We start from the raw sequence: 15,990 nt of genomic DNA, 5'->3' as shown, positions 1-15,990 counted from the left end.
AGGACGTTGAATAATACATGTCTTGGGAATGGTTTAACATCATTGGCACCATCGCGTTTGCCATCAGCGGCGCGATCATTGCCATGGAGGAAGATTACGACATCCTGGGCGTAATCGTTCTCGGATTGGCCACTGCATTTGGCGGCGGGATCATGCGCAATCTGTTGCTTGGAATTCCTTTCACCCAGTTTTGGAATCAGGGAACGCTGTTTACGATCGCCCTTGTGTCGATGCTGATCGTTTTTGTTCTCCCCCATCACTACCTTGGCTTATGGAACAAGTGCGGCATGTTTTTTGACGCAGTCGGGCTCTCTGCCTTTGCCATTCAGGGTGCTCTGTACGCTACCCAAATGAACTACCCGCTGAGCGCCACCATCGTTGCCGCGGTTCTGACCGGAATCGGCGGCGGGATCATCCGCGATGTGTTGGCCGGACGCAAGCCGCTTGTGTTCCAGGAAGAAATTTATGCCGTCTGGGCGATGCTCGCCGGGGTAGCGGTCGGCCTCAAGTGGGCGACAACGGTTGGCGAGTTGTACACCCTGTTTTCCGCGATCATCGCTTTCCGGATGGTTTCCGTCTACAAGGGCTGGAAGCTGCCGCGCCGTTCGCTTCGTCCGGTTCATGTTCGTCCTTTTGACAACCGAATGTAAGCTATTTCCTTCATAATCACTCCCTCCCTGTGCACGCTATAAGCATCAGCACTGGAGGGAGTGAGTTTTTTTGCGCGTCTTGCCCCCGATTATCGCCGCCCTTGCCTTGATCGGTCTGGTCGTCATTCCTTATCGTCACCACATTGCCGAGCAGGAAATGCGCGAACCTCATCCCCGCGTCACTTCCATCGGAGCGACCATACCGCGGATCAACTATATCGAGCAGGTCAAGGACATTCGCAGGAACCTGGAAAAAAGCAGTCACGTACAGACACTGCGCCACAACCCGCGTGACCGAAGCCATTATGTCGAGCATGAAGTCGTCGTCCGTTTCTCCCCTCGTCCAGAGCAGAAAAAAATTGACCAGCTGGTCGCTTCCCTGGATGCCAAAATCAAGCGCGACTTTGAGCATTTTCTCATCATCAAATCCAAAAGCCTGACGACGAAGCAGCTGATGAAAAAGCTGGCCGAGCATCCCGACTCGGTGTTTGCCGAGCCGAACTACCTGCTTTTGCCCAACCGCAAGCCAAACGACACGTACTACACGGAGTACCAGTGGAACTTGCCGCTGATCGGCATGGAGCAAAGCTGGGATGTGAGCGCAGGCAGCAGTGATGTCATTGTGGCTGTCATCGATACGGGGATTGATCTCGATCACCCCGAATTTGCCGGAAAACTTGTCGAAGGCTACAACGTGCTGGAAGACAACAACCGTCCGGCAGACGACAACGGGCATGGCACACACGTCTCTGGCATCATTGCCGCAAAAACGAACAACGCAGACGGAATTGCCGGCATGTCGTGGAACAGCAAACTGATGCCGATCAAGGCTATTGGCGCAGACGGCTCCGGCTCGGCTGTCGACATCGCGCGTGGCATTTACTGGGCGACCGACCACGGAGCAGACGTCATCAACCTCAGTGTCGGCAACTACACATCATCCGCCGCTTTGAAGGAAGCCTGCCGCTATGCGTATGAGAAAAACGTCGTGCTCGTCGCAGCATCCGGAAACGACGCCACCGACCAGCCGAGCTACCCCGCTGCCTATGAGGAAGTGCTCGCCGTTGCGGCTGTCGATCACCGCAAGGAACGCGCCGATTTTTCCAACTTTGGGGATTACGTGGATGTCGCCGCTCCCGGTGTCGATATTCCGAGCACGTACATTTACAGCGACTACGCTTCGCTCTCCGGCACTTCCATGGCTTGTCCGCACGTGGCAGCGCTCGCCTCGCTGGTGCGCTCCGTCCAACCTGACATGAAAAACCACGAAGTGATGAAGCTGATCCGGCAATCGGCCAAAGACCTTGGCGCTCCCGGTCACGACCAGTTGTACGGCTACGGGATGATTGACGTCAATCAGACGTTGCGGCAAATCAAGCCGACAGAACCAGTTGACACGACGAATACACAAAATACGGTCGGCGGACTGCTGAACAAATTTTTCATGCGCCTGCGCTTTGGCTTCGAATAAACAAACAGACGAAAAACAAACGGAGGAATGGACTATGAAAGCCTGCATCGTTTTTGCTCACGAAGGAAAAGAGAGCTTCTGTCACGCCATTCTCGACCGCGTCACCAAGTCACTGCAAAAGCAGCAGATCGCCTGCGAAGTGCGCGACTTGTATCAGATGAAATTCCAGCCTGTCTTCGATGCGGCAGACATGCAAAACGTATCCAGCGGGTCAGCCTCCCAGGATGTTTTGACAGAACAGAAGCTGATTTCCGAAGCCGATTTGCTGGTGATGATTTACCCTGTCTGGTGGTGGTCGCCTCCTGCCATTCTCAAAGGCTATATCGACCGGGTGTTTACGAACAACTTCGCCTTCCGCTACGAATCTGGCGGCCCTGTCGGTCTGTTACAAAACAAGCAGGCTATCGTTCTTACGACGACGCGGGAGTCCGAAGCGGAGATGAAGAGAAGCGGCCTGGACGATGTGGTGAAAAAACAGATTGTGGACGGCACGCTCGCCATGATCGGCTACGATGTCACCTATCGCAATTTCGCAGCTGTTCCTTATGTGGAGAACGCAGCACGCGAGCAAATGCTTGCCGAAGTCGAGAAAATCGCCGCAGGAGTACGCAAGCCGCTCGGCGTGTAGCCATACGAGAAAACCTCTGTCGTAAAAAGCGACAAGCACAGGCTCTTATACCTGTGCTTGTTCTTTATGCCGCCGTTTTTTGGCTATATAGTCATTTTCATAGTATTGCAATTCATTACGCAGTTGCTCAAACACTTTGGACAAGGACAAAGTCAGTTGTTGCAGCTCGGGCGTTACCTGTTTGCGGAAAATGATGCAGTCTTGTCCCGTGTAGGCATAGCGGCTGTCTTCCTCATAAACCTCGCCTTTAGGATAATAGAAGGAATTGATACAGGTGTGGTACACCTGATACAGTACCTCTTCAGCAAACTCCTCGTTAAATCGTGCCCGGCGCAAGGATACCCCCAGCCTGTCGTACGCATTTTCACAGTAAACCAAAAGGTGACGCAAATCGGAAAGATAGGCACGATAGTAGGTTTCATACTCTTCCGGATCGCCTGATGCAGCTACAAGGCTAGACAAGGTAACTTGATTGAGATAACGTTCCAGTTCCATGCTTGCCTTTTTCAATTTGGTGTATGTCTCTTCGCACAATTGCTTCAGATGAGTCGCTGCCATATTGTCCCCCTTGCGTTGAAGAATCTGCCCTTTTTTAGTTAAGTATATAAGAAATTTTCTTTACAACACAAGGGTTTCTTTTCTGCAAAACTCGCTAAACCGTTGTCGTTTCGGCAACGACCTCCTTATTTTTCCTTGTCTGCAACAAGTATGTGACGTAGGCCAGGAACAAACCCAAGAGGGTCATGAAGCCCAAAACGCCCACATCATATGCCACGTAGGACAGCCCATGCCCTTTGCTCAATATCTCCCGCACGCCGTCAAGGAAGTATGTCAACGGCAAAGATTTACCAATCGCGGCAACAGCAGTTGGCATCGAAGCGAGCGGCCAGGTGAAGCCGGAGAGCATAAACGAAGGAACGGCAATCATCATCGCAATCTGCGTAGCCTGCAACTGGTCTTTGGAGAAAAAGGAAATCGCGTAGCCGATGGCGAGCACCGCCAGGTTGAACGCCGTCGCGACGAGCATCAGGTCAAGGGTGCTGCCGTAGTACGGAATTTCAAACCCTTTCAAAAGCAGGGTGAAGCCCAGAAACACATTGAACGTGCCTACCAATAAGTACGGCAGCAGCTTGCTTGCCGTGATCGCGAAAAAGCTGTGCGAGGCAAGCGTCTCCTTCCACGTTCCCTCTTCCTTCTGCTGCGCGACCGACAAGGCAATTCCAAGGAACAGGACCTGCTGCAGCACCGTTCCTGTCAAGCCGAATACCATGAAGGACATGTAGCTGAACGTCGGATTGTACAGCACGCGGTAGCGAAAGTCGATTCCGGTGAACAAGTTTTTCCCTTCCTCGCCCCAGCTGCCCATTGCTTCCATTTTTTTCAGCGTCGCACCTGCGGCAACGGATTTGACCACCGTACTCGCGGCGCGGACAGCCGTGTTCGAGATCATCATGTTGCTGCCGTCAATGACGGTCAAAACTTCTGCGGGCCGTCCGGATTTGACGTTTTTTTCCAGATCAGCCGGAATCAACAGGGCGATGTTCGCCTCGCCCTTGTCAACCAGCCGCATCGCCTCATCTTCCGTTCCGACGATGGACGTAATCTTGAATGTCTTGTCGGCCTCAAACGCCCGGTACAGCTCGCGGCTCAGCTCAGTCTGGTCCGCGTCTACCATGACGGTCGGGATGTTCATCACTTTCTTTTCGCTGTACAAAAAGCCAAACAGCGTCAGGTAAATGATCGGCACGATAAACAAGACATTGCGAATCGTTTTATTGGCAAACAGATTCTTCCATTCACGAAAGAACAGCCGGGAGAAATTACTCACCTTCAACAGCTCCTTCGAGCTTCCATTCGACCGTCAGGCCTGGCCGCAGCTCTGGATCAGAGACGAGCAGCTTCACCTGGAACGAGCGGATGTCGCGGTCGCCCAGCTCCTGTGTTGCCTTTTTGACGGCAAAATCTGCTGCCGGAGCAATCGTGGCAATTTTCGCCTCTACTTCCCGGTTGAGCGCAGGGACGAACAGGTTGACCGTGTCGCCTGTCTTGATCTGGCCAAGGGCATATTCGTTCACGTAAAGCTTCACGTAGTTATCAGCTTTTGCTTGCAGCGTAAGAACCGTAAAGCCTTGCGCGACCAGCTCGCCTTTTTGCACGGCAACGGATTTGACTACTCCGTCCATTGGCGCGACCAGCTTTGTATTGTTCAAATACGCCTCGATTTCCGCGAGAGCGCCTTTTGCCTGCAGCACGCCAGCCTCGGCCGATTTCACGTCCAGCTCCTTCAAGCCTACCTGATCGCGTGCCGCTACCGCTTGCTTGTAGGCTGCCTTGGCCTGATCGAGCTGGGCCTGTGCGGCATCAACCTGCTCGCGGCGAGCGCCGGACTGGGCCATTCTCAACTGTTCGTCAGCAGCCTTCAGTTCTGCTTGGGCTTTTTCCGCCTGCATTTGCGCTTCCTCGACTTTTACCTGTGGAACAGCGCCCTCGGCCAGCAGCTTTTGCATCCGCTCCAGATTGGTAGCGGCAATCTGGTTCGCTGTTTGGGCAGCCTGCAGCTTCGCTTTCAGTTGGGCGATTTCTTCGCTGCGCGCCCCGTTTTTGTTCGCCGCAAGCTGAGCCGCCGCCGAGCTGACTACCGCTTGCGCCTGATCGACCTGGGCATTGCTTGTGCTCTCCGTCAGCGATACGCCTTTTTTCGCCTGGTCGAGCTTCACCTGCGCCAGACGGTAGGCTGCTTCCGCCTGTTCCTTTTTCGCCAGCAGTTCTTCGCTGTTCAAGGTGGCGACCACTTGCCCTGCTTTTACTTCATCGCCTTCCTTAAAGGCGATCTGTTCGATGGAGCCGCCCATTTTAAAGGACAGGTCCACTTCCGTCCCTTCGATCACACCTGTCAGCGGCGGCGTTTTTTGCCCGGCCAGACTGCTTCCGCCAGATGAGAACAACACTGTTCCCAAGACTGCGATTACGGCCGCAAAACCGGCCACTCCGATCCATGCTCGTTTTTTCATCGTCGATTTCTCCTCTGTGACTTTTCTGTATGGGCTTTACGATTGTTTGGCTTGCAGCATGCCTGCCAAAAAGCAGCGCAGTGTATGCCTGTTTTCCTGCGTGTCCAACGGTTCCTTGCGATATTGCTTGCGGATCGCCGTAAAACCGACCATGCCAAACAATCCCGAAGCAAGCGTCCCGATCTCAATATCCGGGCGTATGTAGCCTTGCTCCTGCATTTGTTTCAGATAGGTTTCCATCATCGTAAAATAACCGGTCAACAGGTTGGCGACTGTCAAATCGCGCTGTTCGTCCCCTGTAAAGACGCTGAGCAAGAGGAAGCACAGCTCGCGATTTTCGGAAAAGAAGCGAAGATGCTCATCCAGCACATTCAGCATGCGTTCATCCAAAGACAGCTCTTCGTTTTGCATCACACTGTCAACATGGTAAATCAGCATCTTCACGCCTTTTTCAATCACGTACAAAAAAAGCTCCTCTTTGGTCGAGAAGTGGTAGTACAGGGTTCCTTTCGCTACCTGTGCCACTTCCGCGATTGCGTCCATCGTCGTTTCGCTGTAGCCTAGCTGGGCAAACGCGCTCAGCGCTCCTTGGGCAATTTGATCTTTTTTGGATGTTGCCATCACTCCCATCCCCCTCGCCTTTATTAAACTGACTGGTCAGTACAAAAATCAGTATAGGGATCCCTCCTGATTTTGTCAACATGAAAAGCAAAAAGACCGCTCGCCCACGGTCTTTCATTTTTCCCTGATTCGGTTGTACGTCTCCACTGTCGCTGGCATCGGCGCGACGCCGAGCTGTTCCTGCAGTTTCGCCACGCATTTTTTGTACCAACGGATGGCCTGTGTCCGGTTGTTTAGCTCGTAGTAAGCGGTCATCAGCAGCCGATACGCTTCCTCCCAGCAATCGTCCACCTGCAGGATCGCCTCGCACCAGCGAATCGCTTTTTCCAGTTGCCGCTGCTCCAGCCTGATTTTCGCCAGCCTTTCCGCGCCCCGCAAAAACAGCGCCTGCAGTCGCTCCCGTTCTTCTACGCACCATTCCTCGTAGCGGCACTCCGGTATGTACTCGCCCTGGTAGTAGCTGAGCCCTTTTTCCAGCAAAACACCCGCCTGCCGCTCGTCCTGCTCGGCCAATCCCGATGTGACCAGCTTTTCGAACTCCTCCACATCCAGATGATAGCCGGACGCGAGGTTGAATCCGTAGGAACTGCCATGGCGTTGAATAAAAAAGGTGTCCGTCCGCGCTGTCCGGTTTGGCTCCAGCGCTTTGTTCAAGGCGTTGAGCGCGACCTTGAAATCGCGGATCGCCGCTTCTTCCTGGCTATCCGGCCAGAGACGGTGCATAATGTCCTCGCGAGCCAGCAGATGGTGGCGCTTGGTCAACAGCAGCTGGAACAACAGCTTGGCGGTTCCGCGCTGCCACGCCTTCTCGCTCAGTTCGCGCTCGCCCAGCCAGACGCGAAACGCGCCCAACGTCTGGATGCGCAAAGTATAGCCAGGGTGAAAGGTGACATTTTGCAAGCCGAGATCGTTTAACAGTTGGGAAACGTAGTCCGGCGATACTTTTCGCCGTTCCGCTTCCAGCAGAATCGGCATCAGCTGCTGCACGTCGTACGGAGTGAGCAGGGTCGGACGCTGCAGCAAAAAGACGTACTCGCCTGTCTGCATCAGCGACAGCGCCTGCGTTACGGCGGGGACGAACAGCTCCCACTGCTTGCTGCGGTACGCAAGAAAGCTTTGCCACAACTGGCAAATCGCCACATGATAGCTGTCTCCGCAACGACTCAGCCGCTCCGAGCAGTCGCGAAACGTCTCCAGTGCCTCTTCGTCCTTGCCGTATCTGGCATAGGCGATTCCGATCGCCATCCGCACCAGGCTGCCCAGCCAGTCGTCGCGCATGGCCTCGGTTTCGTGTATTCCTCGCTTGCCGTACAACAGCGCCTGATCGAGCGCCTTCTGACTGGCGTGAAACAGCGTCAGCCCGAGCAGCGTCTCGGACTTTCCGCGCGTGGACTGCAGTTCCTCCATCATCTGCAAGCCTTTTTCGTAAAGCTGGCGAATCTCGTCCGCAGGCAGTGCCTGGCCAATGAGCGCCGCATGCGCTTTTCTGACGTAGCCATTCGCCTCCACGAACGGGGAATGCGCCGCTCGTCCAAGCTGAATGGCTGTTTCCGCCGCCTCGAAACCGCGCTCCCACTCGCCGTTTAACGCATAGACGAAGGACAGCAACAGCGACGTTTCCCGATAGGAGCGCGTCAAGGCCGGATGCCTGGTCTGTTCCATCTGCCATTTGTTCTCCAAAAGCTGGATGGACGACTGCAGCCGTCCCGTGCGAAACAGCAGCCGCGACTCCAGCTCGACCTCTGTCTGCTGCTCCAGCTCCTGGCTTTTTTCATACCACGCCGCCGCCAGCCTCGAATCTCCGCGGTTTGTATAAATTTCCGCCAGCAGGCGGTACAGTCTTGGGGCCATCTCGCTTTCCTGCTCTTGCGGCGGAAGCAGCTGGATTGCCCGCTTGAGCAGTTCCTCCGCCTTGACGCCCTGTACGCTGTCGAGATGGACTCTCGCCTTGCCTTCCAACCCGCGGCACAGCCCGATCCGGTCGTGTTTTTCCTCGCAAAAGGCGAGAAACTGCTCGTAGGAGGCAAACGCCTTGGCGTACAGACAGCGGTACCGCTCCACCTCTCCCTGGTAAAACCAGAGCCAGTGCTCCTCTGCTTTGATCGAATCCGGCAACAGCGTCAGCCATTTGTACAGCCCGTCCAGCACGCCCGCACTCAAAAAGCGCTCCGCAGCCATGCATACCCATGAGCCGAGCACATCCCACTGCTCAATCAGGCGCAAGCGCTCGAACGCCCGCTCTTCTTCGCCTTTGCGGCGGTACCAGACGGCCGCTCCCTGGTTGACTCGCCGGTAAATGTCCTGGCGTGACGCAAGCTTGCTCGATAACAGCCGCTGAAACAACGGATGGAAAACATGCATCCCCCGCTCGTCCACGTGCAAAAACAGATGACTGCGCTTCGCCTCCTCCAGCTTTTCCAACGCCGCAGCTCCCAAGACCTGCTCGCAGTCTTCAGGGGTAAACGCCTCCAGGGCCGCAGCCTCCATCAAAAACTGCTGCATATCTTCGGCAAGGCCAATCCACACGTCCGCTTCCAGCAAATGCAGCAGCCGGGACAATTCGTGCAGACTGTCTGCGAGCCGGAAGCCCCGTGCAATTTTCTCCCCGATCGAGCGCAGCGCGATCACCCAGCCACGGGTGACTTCTTCGACCTGCTTCCATTCGTCGTCTGTCAGGGCGATGTCGTATTGATCGGAGTAAAAAGCTTCGCTCTCTTCCAGCGTAAACGCCAAGTCATCCGTCGCAAGCTCCAGGCAATCACCGCGCGCCGTGAGCAGCTCCAACTGTGCCCAGTCGGGACGGACACGGGTCAGGATCGCCAGCTTGACTTTGTGCGGCAGCAGTTCGACCAGTTCGGACACGAAGCAGTCGGCACCACTTCCGCTTGCAATCCGGTGATAGTTGTCCAGAACGATCACAAAATCGTCGGGAAGCCCGGCGCATTCGTGGGCAAACAAGTCTGCGAGCCGCCTGGCTTCTGCCGTATGCTCCTGTTGCGATTCCGCCAAGTTAAGAAGCAGCTCGCGCAAAGACGGTGCAAAGTCAGGAGTGACACGCCGGACACTCTCCAACAGACACCACAAAAAATCGGGAAGCGCAGTGTCTTCTTCCGTGATGAAATACCAGGAAGCAGATCGCGCTTCATCGTGCAAAAACGTGGCAAACGATGTCGTTTTGCCGTACCCCGCCCCGGCGTGGATCAGGCAGAGCCGGGCGTGAGCGAGCAGCCGCAGCTTCCGCGCCAGCGCAGGACGCCTGAGCACATACGGCTTTTGCGAAGGAAGCGTGATTTTGGAAATGGGTACCTGGAAATGACTCATCGGTTGCACTCCTTGCCGTTCACCTACTCTTCCAGACTATTTCCCCATTTCTTGCAAAACTCCTGCCGCAAGCCACGCTCGACAAAAAGCCCACCCGGACATCCAGGTGGCTTTTTGTCAATCGACGAGATTGTACCCTTTGACGGTATAGCCAATATCGTTGAGCAGCACCTGGAACTCTTCGTTGCTGACTGCCTCGCCGCGAAGAATACGCTGGTGCAAATCGAAGATGCGGTCGTAAACCGCCCTGTTCGTGGACACGTACATCAAGTTGAAGCGCGACTCGCTCTGCAGCCTGCTTCGCATTCGATCCACCACGCGCTTTTGCAGCGCATCTGTATGTCCGTTGTCGTTGCGCACAATCCTCCCCGGCGTATGCCGGATCGACGGACGCGGATTGATTTCATCGGGTTTTGGCGTATCCAGTGGCAAAACACCGATTAATAGCGTGTCCTTGTACGCCAGCACTTTCAAATCGGCTACGCCAGGCACCTTTTCCGCATGCCGCTCCAGATAGGCGACGAGATGCGGCTCGCGATTATGAACCATTTTCTGGGTAATCATTGCCGCTGGCCCTTTGTCCATTCCGACGTTGTCATTGCGAAAGTTGATGCCGTACGCATCGAATTTGGCCTCGTTACCGTTGCGATCCTCGGTGCCTTGTTCCTTGTTTGGCGTGCAGCCCGTCATCAGAGCGACAAGCAAAATCGACGCATATAGGCAATAACCAATTCGCTTCAACAAAAAACACCTCCTTGCGCATAGTGTGGTGCGCGGGAGGTGTTCTTACTCAGGAAGTGGCTGGCTTAGTTTCGAGCAGCAAACTCGCCCTCGAATGTATCCTCTTTGCCATCGACTTCAGCCTTGAGTGTGAAATTTTTAATGCCATCGTAGGTGGTCCGATAAAACTCGAAAGTTCCATCCGCCTTGACTTCTACCTCATACGTCTTTCCTTCCAAAGTGACTGTCACCTCTGCCTTTGGATCAACGGTTCCAAGGATTTCGTAGATGCCCATCGTCCCCAGACGGAAGCTTTTTCCAGAAATGCTGTCCTTATCAAAGCTTGCCTGCTCCGGTTTGCTATTGTCTTCTGCAGGCTTGGCCGGCTCTTGTGGCTTTTCTTCCTCAACAACAGCCTGATCCGCAATCAAAACCGTTTGCGTAGCCTGATCCCAATCGACCTTGTAACTCAGCGCCTCAGCAATGAAACGCACAGGCACGACGGTGCGCTGGTTGACAATTTGCGCAGGCACGTCCAGATTGATCGTTTGTCCATTTTTCTTGGCAATTTTTTGTGTGACGACGAGACGGATGTTGTCGTTTCCTTTGTCAATCGTCACGGTTCTCGTTTTCTCGTTCCAATCGACTTTAAAGCCCAATGTTTCCGCGATCGGACGGATCGGTACCAGTGTCCGGCTGTCGCGAATCAGCGGCTTTTGATCGGGGAATACAATTTCTTTTTTATTGTACTCCACCTTGACGGCACTCTGCACAGGGGCAGAAGCTGCCGCCGCAGAAAATGTTGCCATAGGCACCAGAGCAATTGCCAGCACAAATGATGCGAGTTTTTTCAGCAAGATGTCCACTCCGTTTCCACTAAGATTCACACGATTCTTAATCTACTATAGGCTTGGTGCGGTTTCAAGCCATTCCTTGCCAAGACCGTACTGTCATTGTAAAAGGAATGACCCGGATTGGACAAGCAGGAACCAACTGGTAATCGTCAAAAAATACGATGTTTCTCTATCTTTAGACCTAATTTCAAATTGTTACAAAAATAAAGCCATCATTCTGTCAAAAACCGTTACAATGAATTTAGAAACGACTGTATTTTTCTTCGAAAGAGGCAATGATGATGAAAAAATTTATTCCTTTTCTTATCCTGGCACTGATTTTGACCATGCTTCCCCCCGGAGGCAGCTCTGCGAACACAGCTACTGTTCAATTGGGAAGCGATGTACTGTTCGACCAATTCCATCATTTGATCGAGGAAAAAAAAGTCGGGCTGATTACCAACCAAACCGGCGTCAATAGTCAGGGAACGAGCACCATCGACCTGTTGCGTCGTGACCGCTCCATCACGCTCACAGCGTTGTTCGCTCCCGAGTATGGACTGGATGGCAAGGCACAGGTGGCAAGCCAGCCGGAGAGCTTCATTCACCCGGTCTATGGCATTCCGGTCTACGGCTTGTACGGCTCAACCCGCCAGCCAACACCGGAAATGCTTGCACATCTTGACACGCTTCTCGTCGATCTGCAAGACATCGGCTCCCGGACGTACACTTACCTATCGACGCTCAAATACGCCATGACGGCTGCAAAGGAGCAAGGTAAGCAGGTTATCGTACTCGACCGCCCCAACCCGCTCGGCGGCACCATCGTGGAAGGGCCCGTGCTGGAAAAGCGGTATGAATCCTTTATCGGCGTCGACGAGTTGCCGCTGGCCCACGGCATGACGATTGGCGAGCTTGCGCTGTTTTTCAACCGTACCATAGGCGCTGACCTGTACGTCGTTCCCATGCAGGGCTACACCCGCTCCATGCTCTATCAGGAGACGGGGCTGAGCTGGGTTCCGGGCTCCCCGCACTTGCCTGACCTGTCTTCGGTCTACGGCTACATGGCGACAGGCCTTGGCGAAGGCACCCCCGTTACCCAGGCAGACCATTTTACTTGGGTTGGCGCAGAAGGCATCGATTCCGTGAGATACGCCGATCTCATGAACGGCAGCCTGTTGCCAGGCGTAATTTTTCTCCCGGAGAAAAAGGGGAAAGCAGGCGGCGTCAGGCTGCGCATTTACGATCCGCGAAGCTTCAATCCGGTAAAAACGGGGTTGTACGCGCTTGCCTATGCGAGACAGCTCCAGCCCTTCCCTGTACCGCTTGGCACGGACAAGGAGATTACGTTGTTCGAGCAGGTGATGGGTACAGACAAAATCGGCCAACTGCTTGCGCAAGGCAAAAGCCCGCAGGAAATCGTTGACTCCTACGCGGAAGCGCTTGGCAAATTCAAGGAGCTGCGCAAAAACTTTTTCATTTATGGCGATGCCCCGTTCGTTCCAACCAAGCCAATTCACAGCGGGCCAGTAGCAACGGAAGCAACACAGCCGACTGCTACAACCGCTCCGGCTCCCGAGCTTGGAACGGTTACGACGGATCTGCCGCCGCAGTCCGGAACGACTCAACCGCCAGGTACGACTGCCCCAGCTCCGAAGCCTGGTACTAGTCAGCCGCCTGGCACGACGACACAAGCTCCGAAACCTGAAACGGCTCAGCCACCGGGTACGACGACGCAAGCTCCGAAGCCTGGAACGGCCCAGCCGCCGGGTGCGACGACGCAAGCTCCGAAGCCTGGAACGGCCCAGCCACCGGGTACGACGGCTCCGGCTGCAAAACCGGGGACTGCCCAGCCGCCAGTCACAGCCGCCCCGGCTCCCAAGCCGCCCGTGGCACCAGCGCCGAACACTGGGGAAAAAATCGCGTATCTGACATTTGACGACGGCCCGTCGCCTGTGACACCGCACATCCTCGATACGCTGAAAAAATACCAGGTGAAAGCTACTTTCTTCGTCGTAGGCAGATACGTCCCTGGCCACGAAGCGATTTTGAAGCGGGCCGTCGCAGAAGGGCACGCCATTGGCGGGCATACGTACTCACACGATTACCAAGTCGTCTACAAAAGCACCGAAGCCTTTTTTGCCGACCTGGAAAAAGGCAATCAGCTCATCGAAAAAGCAATCGGCACCAAGCCTGTCTTGTTCCGCTATCCGGGCGGCAGCACCAACACGGTCAGCCTCAAATACCAGGACCCGAAACGGTACAACAGCCAAAAAACAGTCATGAGCGCCATTAAAGCCGAAGCGAACAAAAAAGGCTACACGTTCATCGACTGGAATGTCACCAACGGCGACGCCCGCAGCAATCAATACACTGCCCAGCAGGCACTCGCCACTATTAAACAGCAGGTAAAATCGCAAAAAGAAATTGTCGTACTCATGCACGACGCAAGTACGAAAACGCCAACGGCACAATCCCTTCCGGAAGTCATTACCTTTTTAAAGTCAAAAGGCTACCGCTTCGAAGTCATCAGCCCTGATCGGCCGACTGTCTCCCATGTGAAATAGACGCACGAAAAAACCCGCCCGACAAACCGGACCAGCCGGCAGTCGGGCGGGTTTTCTGTTCGTTTGCCAGCAGGCAGCTACGTGGCTGGAAGCGTGTCGTACCGCAGACGCAATTCGCGCTTCAATATTTTCCCGCTGGGGTTGCGCGGCAAGGTATCTGTGATGAAAACGTACTTCGGTGCTTTGAACGAAGCAAGGCGCTCCTTGCAAAACGCGAGCAGTTCCTCTGCCGTCAACGTCTCGCCAGCCTTCGGCACAACGACCGCCGTCACCGCCTCGATCCAATACGGATGCGGAACACCGATCACCGCCACCTCGGATACTTTTGGGTGCTGATAAATCAGCTCCTCCACTTCCCTGCTTGCCACGTTTTCGCCACCTGATTTAATCATGTCCTTTTTGCGGTCTACAATCGTGATATATCCTTCTTCATCCATTATCCCCAAGTCACCGCTATGGAACCAGCCTCCCTTGAAGGCCGCCCGCGTCTTCTCCTCGTCGCGAAAATAGCCGATCATCGCATGGCTGGTTCGATGCACAATCTCGCCAACGCAGCCCCTTGGCACCTCGTTCCCTTCCTCATCCACAATTTTCGTCTCCACGTTCAGCGCAGGCTTGCCTGCCGAGCCTGCTTTTCGAATCTGGTCCTGCGGCGGCAAGACTGTCGCCAGCGGAGCTACCTCCGTTTGGCCATAAAAATTGTAAAACTGCGCGTTCGGCAGGCGTGTCCCCAGCTCCTTCAGCACTTCGACCGGCATGATTGCCGCTCCGTAGTAACATTTTTGCAAGGAGGAAAGGTTGCGGGAGGCAAAATCAGGCGAGCGCAGCAAGGCAATCCAGACGGTTGGCGGACAAAACAGCTGTGTCGCCTTGTGTGTCTCGACCATCTCCAGGATCAGTCCGGGCGTTACCTGCTCCAGGATGATGCCTGTTCCCCCCAGATAAATGTAGGGCCCTAGGAAGCAATGCAGTTGTGCGCTATGAAACAGCGGTAGCGCGTGAATCGCCACGTCATCGTGCGCCATGTTCCCGTCAATGATCGTGCTCACGTATTCGGACAAAATGCTGCTGTGCGTCAGCATGACCCCTTTTGGCCGCGACTCCGTACCGCTCGTATACAAAATGTGCGCAACATCGTCGTCAAACAGTTCCTGCTCCGGCTCGTCGGTGCTCGCATCCTGAATCAGCGTGCGAAACGGCACCCACGCTCCTTCCGGCTTTGCAGGTCTGGAGATGAGCGACAGCAGCTTGGGCGACAGCCCAGCCTGTACAATCGCCTCTTGGGCCACGGTGAGAAACTCTGGAGCTACAAAGCAGGCGCTCACCTCCGCGTGACCCAAAATAAACGCGACATCACTCGTGTTCAGCATGAAGTTGATCGGCACCATAATCAGTCCTGCTTTGGCAAGCGCAAAGTTGAGAATGACAAAATCCATCGAGTTTCGAGACAGCACCGCCACTCTCTCACCCTTTTGCAGACCGTTGGCGAGGAACGTATGGGCCGCCTGATTGACCAGTTGATCCAGCTCGCTGTATGTAAGAACTTCTTCCTCAAACTGCAAGGCAATTTTGTCCGGGTACCGCATTCGGCTTCTTCGCAGGATGTCACCAAGCGTATTTCTTCTGGCTCGTTGGGTTTCGATCATCATGATACCTCCCTCATCCTCGTTTGCCTTTATTATATTTTTATTTTCTGTTTTGTATTTATTTTCTGATTTTTTATCATGAAAAAAGCGGCAGCTTCCTCTGCATTATTGAAGCTGCCGCAGGCCCCAAGAAACAATCGAGTCCTTGGTTACAGCATATCTCATATCGCGCCAAGCTTCGATATTGGTTCTTCTGGATTTTGAGGAAAAAAACGGATAGTCTGCCAATGGACCATCCTGTGCTTGTTGGACCCGGCAACCAGGCTTTTGCTGTCGAAAAAGAAAAAGACCTCTTTTGGTAAAAAAGAGATCGCCTCGTCCTGCAAGTTGTAGTTTGTCAGAAAAAAAGATGGCGGAGGGAGCAGGATTCGAACCCGCGTGAGCTTGCACTCTAACGGTTTTCAAGACCGCCCCGTTATGACCACTTCGGTATCCCTCCGCGTTGCTGATTAACTCAAATATAGCACAGCCCCGCCCTTGCATGCAAGCTGCTCCAGGCGGGGGTGTGAGTCAAGCCATAGT

12 protein-coding genes and 1 tRNA gene are annotated in these 15,990 nt (G+C 54.4%); 4 read left to right on the top strand and 9 right to left on the bottom strand.

The window, feature by feature from the left end:
- Positions 1 to 17 precede the first annotated feature (17 nt).
- The 3 genes from EDM57_RS06490 to EDM57_RS06480 all read left to right on the top strand — a co-directional run bounded on the left by EDM57_RS06490 (position 18) and on the right by EDM57_RS06480 (position 2,749).
- Positions 18 to 650 (top strand): trimeric intracellular cation channel family protein, encoded by a 633-nt coding sequence (locus EDM57_RS06490; RefSeq protein ID WP_122903954.1) that lies wholly within the window; start codon positions 18 to 20, stop codon positions 648 to 650.
- 70 nt (positions 651 to 720) lie between these two features.
- Positions 721 to 2,121 (top strand): S8 family peptidase, encoded by a 1,401-nt coding sequence (locus EDM57_RS06485; protein ID WP_122903953.1) that lies wholly within the window; start codon positions 721 to 723, stop codon positions 2,119 to 2,121.
- Between the two features lie 34 nt (positions 2,122 to 2,155).
- Positions 2,156 to 2,749 carry an NAD(P)H-dependent oxidoreductase gene (locus EDM57_RS06480; RefSeq protein ID WP_122903952.1) on the top strand — a complete coding sequence of 198 codons (594 nt, stop codon included), beginning with the start codon at positions 2,156 to 2,158 and terminating at the stop codon, positions 2,747 to 2,749.
- Positions 2,750 to 2,794: 45 nt separating this feature from the next.
- Here the strand turns inward: EDM57_RS06480 and EDM57_RS06475 are convergent, their stop codons facing one another.
- The 7 genes from EDM57_RS06475 to EDM57_RS06445 all read right to left on the bottom strand — a co-directional run bounded on the left by EDM57_RS06475 (position 2,795) and on the right by EDM57_RS06445 (position 11,288).
- Positions 2,795 to 3,307, bottom strand: a complete 513-nt coding sequence (locus EDM57_RS06475) for a DUF3907 family protein (protein WP_122903951.1) — start codon at positions 3,305 to 3,307, stop codon at positions 2,795 to 2,797.
- A 94-nt stretch (positions 3,308 to 3,401) separates the two neighbouring features.
- Entirely contained in the window at positions 3,402 to 4,577 is a 1,176-nt protein-coding gene (locus EDM57_RS06470) for an ABC transporter permease (protein ID WP_122903950.1), read from the bottom strand.
- Complete coding sequence (locus EDM57_RS06465) at positions 4,570 to 5,760, bottom strand: HlyD family secretion protein (protein WP_122903949.1); 1,191 nt, start codon at positions 5,758 to 5,760, stop codon at positions 4,570 to 4,572. The genes EDM57_RS06470 and EDM57_RS06465 overlap by 8 nt, the downstream gene beginning before the upstream one ends.
- A gap of 36 nt (positions 5,761 to 5,796) precedes the next feature.
- The gene (locus EDM57_RS06460) at positions 5,797 to 6,381 is read right to left on the bottom strand and encodes a TetR/AcrR family transcriptional regulator (protein ID WP_122903948.1); all 585 of its coding nucleotides are present in this window, start codon (positions 6,379 to 6,381) and stop codon (positions 5,797 to 5,799) included.
- A gap of 114 nt (positions 6,382 to 6,495) precedes the next feature.
- Entirely contained in the window at positions 6,496 to 9,702 is a 3,207-nt protein-coding gene (locus tag EDM57_RS06455; RefSeq protein ID WP_122903947.1) for an AfsR/SARP family transcriptional regulator, read from the bottom strand.
- Positions 9,703 to 9,819: 117 nt separating this feature from the next.
- Positions 9,820 to 10,443 carry a sporulation protein gene (locus EDM57_RS06450; RefSeq protein WP_122903946.1) on the bottom strand — a complete coding sequence of 208 codons (624 nt, stop codon included), beginning with the start codon at positions 10,441 to 10,443 and terminating at the stop codon, positions 9,820 to 9,822.
- Positions 10,444 to 10,508: 65 nt separating this feature from the next.
- Positions 10,509 to 11,288, bottom strand: a complete 780-nt coding sequence (locus EDM57_RS06445; RefSeq protein ID WP_246005770.1) for a copper amine oxidase N-terminal domain-containing protein — start codon at positions 11,286 to 11,288, stop codon at positions 10,509 to 10,511.
- A 269-nt stretch (positions 11,289 to 11,557) separates the two neighbouring features.
- Here EDM57_RS06445 and EDM57_RS06440 point away from each other — a divergent pair, with 269 nt between their 5' ends.
- Positions 11,558 to 13,822: an exo-beta-N-acetylmuramidase NamZ domain-containing protein gene (locus tag EDM57_RS06440; RefSeq protein WP_122903944.1), complete on the top strand. Its 2,265-nt coding sequence runs from the start codon at positions 11,558 to 11,560 to the stop codon at positions 13,820 to 13,822.
- Positions 13,823 to 13,899: 77 nt separating this feature from the next.
- Here the strand turns inward: EDM57_RS06440 and EDM57_RS06435 are convergent, their stop codons facing one another.
- Complete coding sequence (locus EDM57_RS06435) at positions 13,900 to 15,468, bottom strand: acyl-CoA synthetase (RefSeq protein WP_122903943.1); 1,569 nt, start codon at positions 15,466 to 15,468, stop codon at positions 13,900 to 13,902.
- A gap of 350 nt (positions 15,469 to 15,818) precedes the next feature.
- Positions 15,819 to 15,907: transfer RNA gene (locus EDM57_RS06430), tRNA-Ser, on the bottom strand.
- Between the last annotated feature and the right edge of the window lie 83 nt (positions 15,908 to 15,990).

The sequence above is a fragment of the Brevibacillus gelatini genome, from assembly GCF_003710935.1.
In the GTDB taxonomy this organism is placed as follows: Bacteria; Bacillota; Bacilli; order Brevibacillales; family Brevibacillaceae; genus Brevibacillus; species Brevibacillus gelatini.
Note: the sequence above shows the minus strand (reverse complement) of the source record. Positions and strands in the feature narration are given on the sequence as shown.

Bases quoted from the DNA above. Each gene is read 5' to 3' on its own strand.
- EDM57_RS06465 (WP_122903949.1), bottom strand. From the start codon at position 5,760: ATGAAAAAACGAGCATGGATCGGAGTGGCCGGTTTTGCGGCCGTAATC.
- EDM57_RS06440 (WP_122903944.1), top strand. From the start codon at position 11,558: ATGAAAAAATTTATTCCTTTTCTTATCCTGGCACTGATTTTGACCATG.
- EDM57_RS06475 (WP_122903951.1), bottom strand. From the start codon at position 3,307: ATGGCAGCGACTCATCTGAAGCAATTGTGCGAAGAGACATACACCAAA.
- EDM57_RS06460 (WP_122903948.1), bottom strand. From the start codon at position 6,381: ATGGCAACATCCAAAAAAGATCAAATTGCCCAAGGAGCGCTGAGCGCG.
- EDM57_RS06435 (WP_122903943.1), bottom strand. From the start codon at position 15,468: ATGATCGAAACCCAACGAGCCAGAAGAAATACGCTTGGTGACATCCTG.
- EDM57_RS06490 (WP_122903954.1), top strand. From the start codon at position 18: ATGTCTTGGGAATGGTTTAACATCATTGGCACCATCGCGTTTGCCATC.
- EDM57_RS06480 (WP_122903952.1), top strand. From the start codon at position 2,156: ATGAAAGCCTGCATCGTTTTTGCTCACGAAGGAAAAGAGAGCTTCTGT.
- EDM57_RS06455 (WP_122903947.1), bottom strand. From the start codon at position 9,702: ATGAGTCATTTCCAGGTACCCATTTCCAAAATCACGCTTCCTTCGCAA.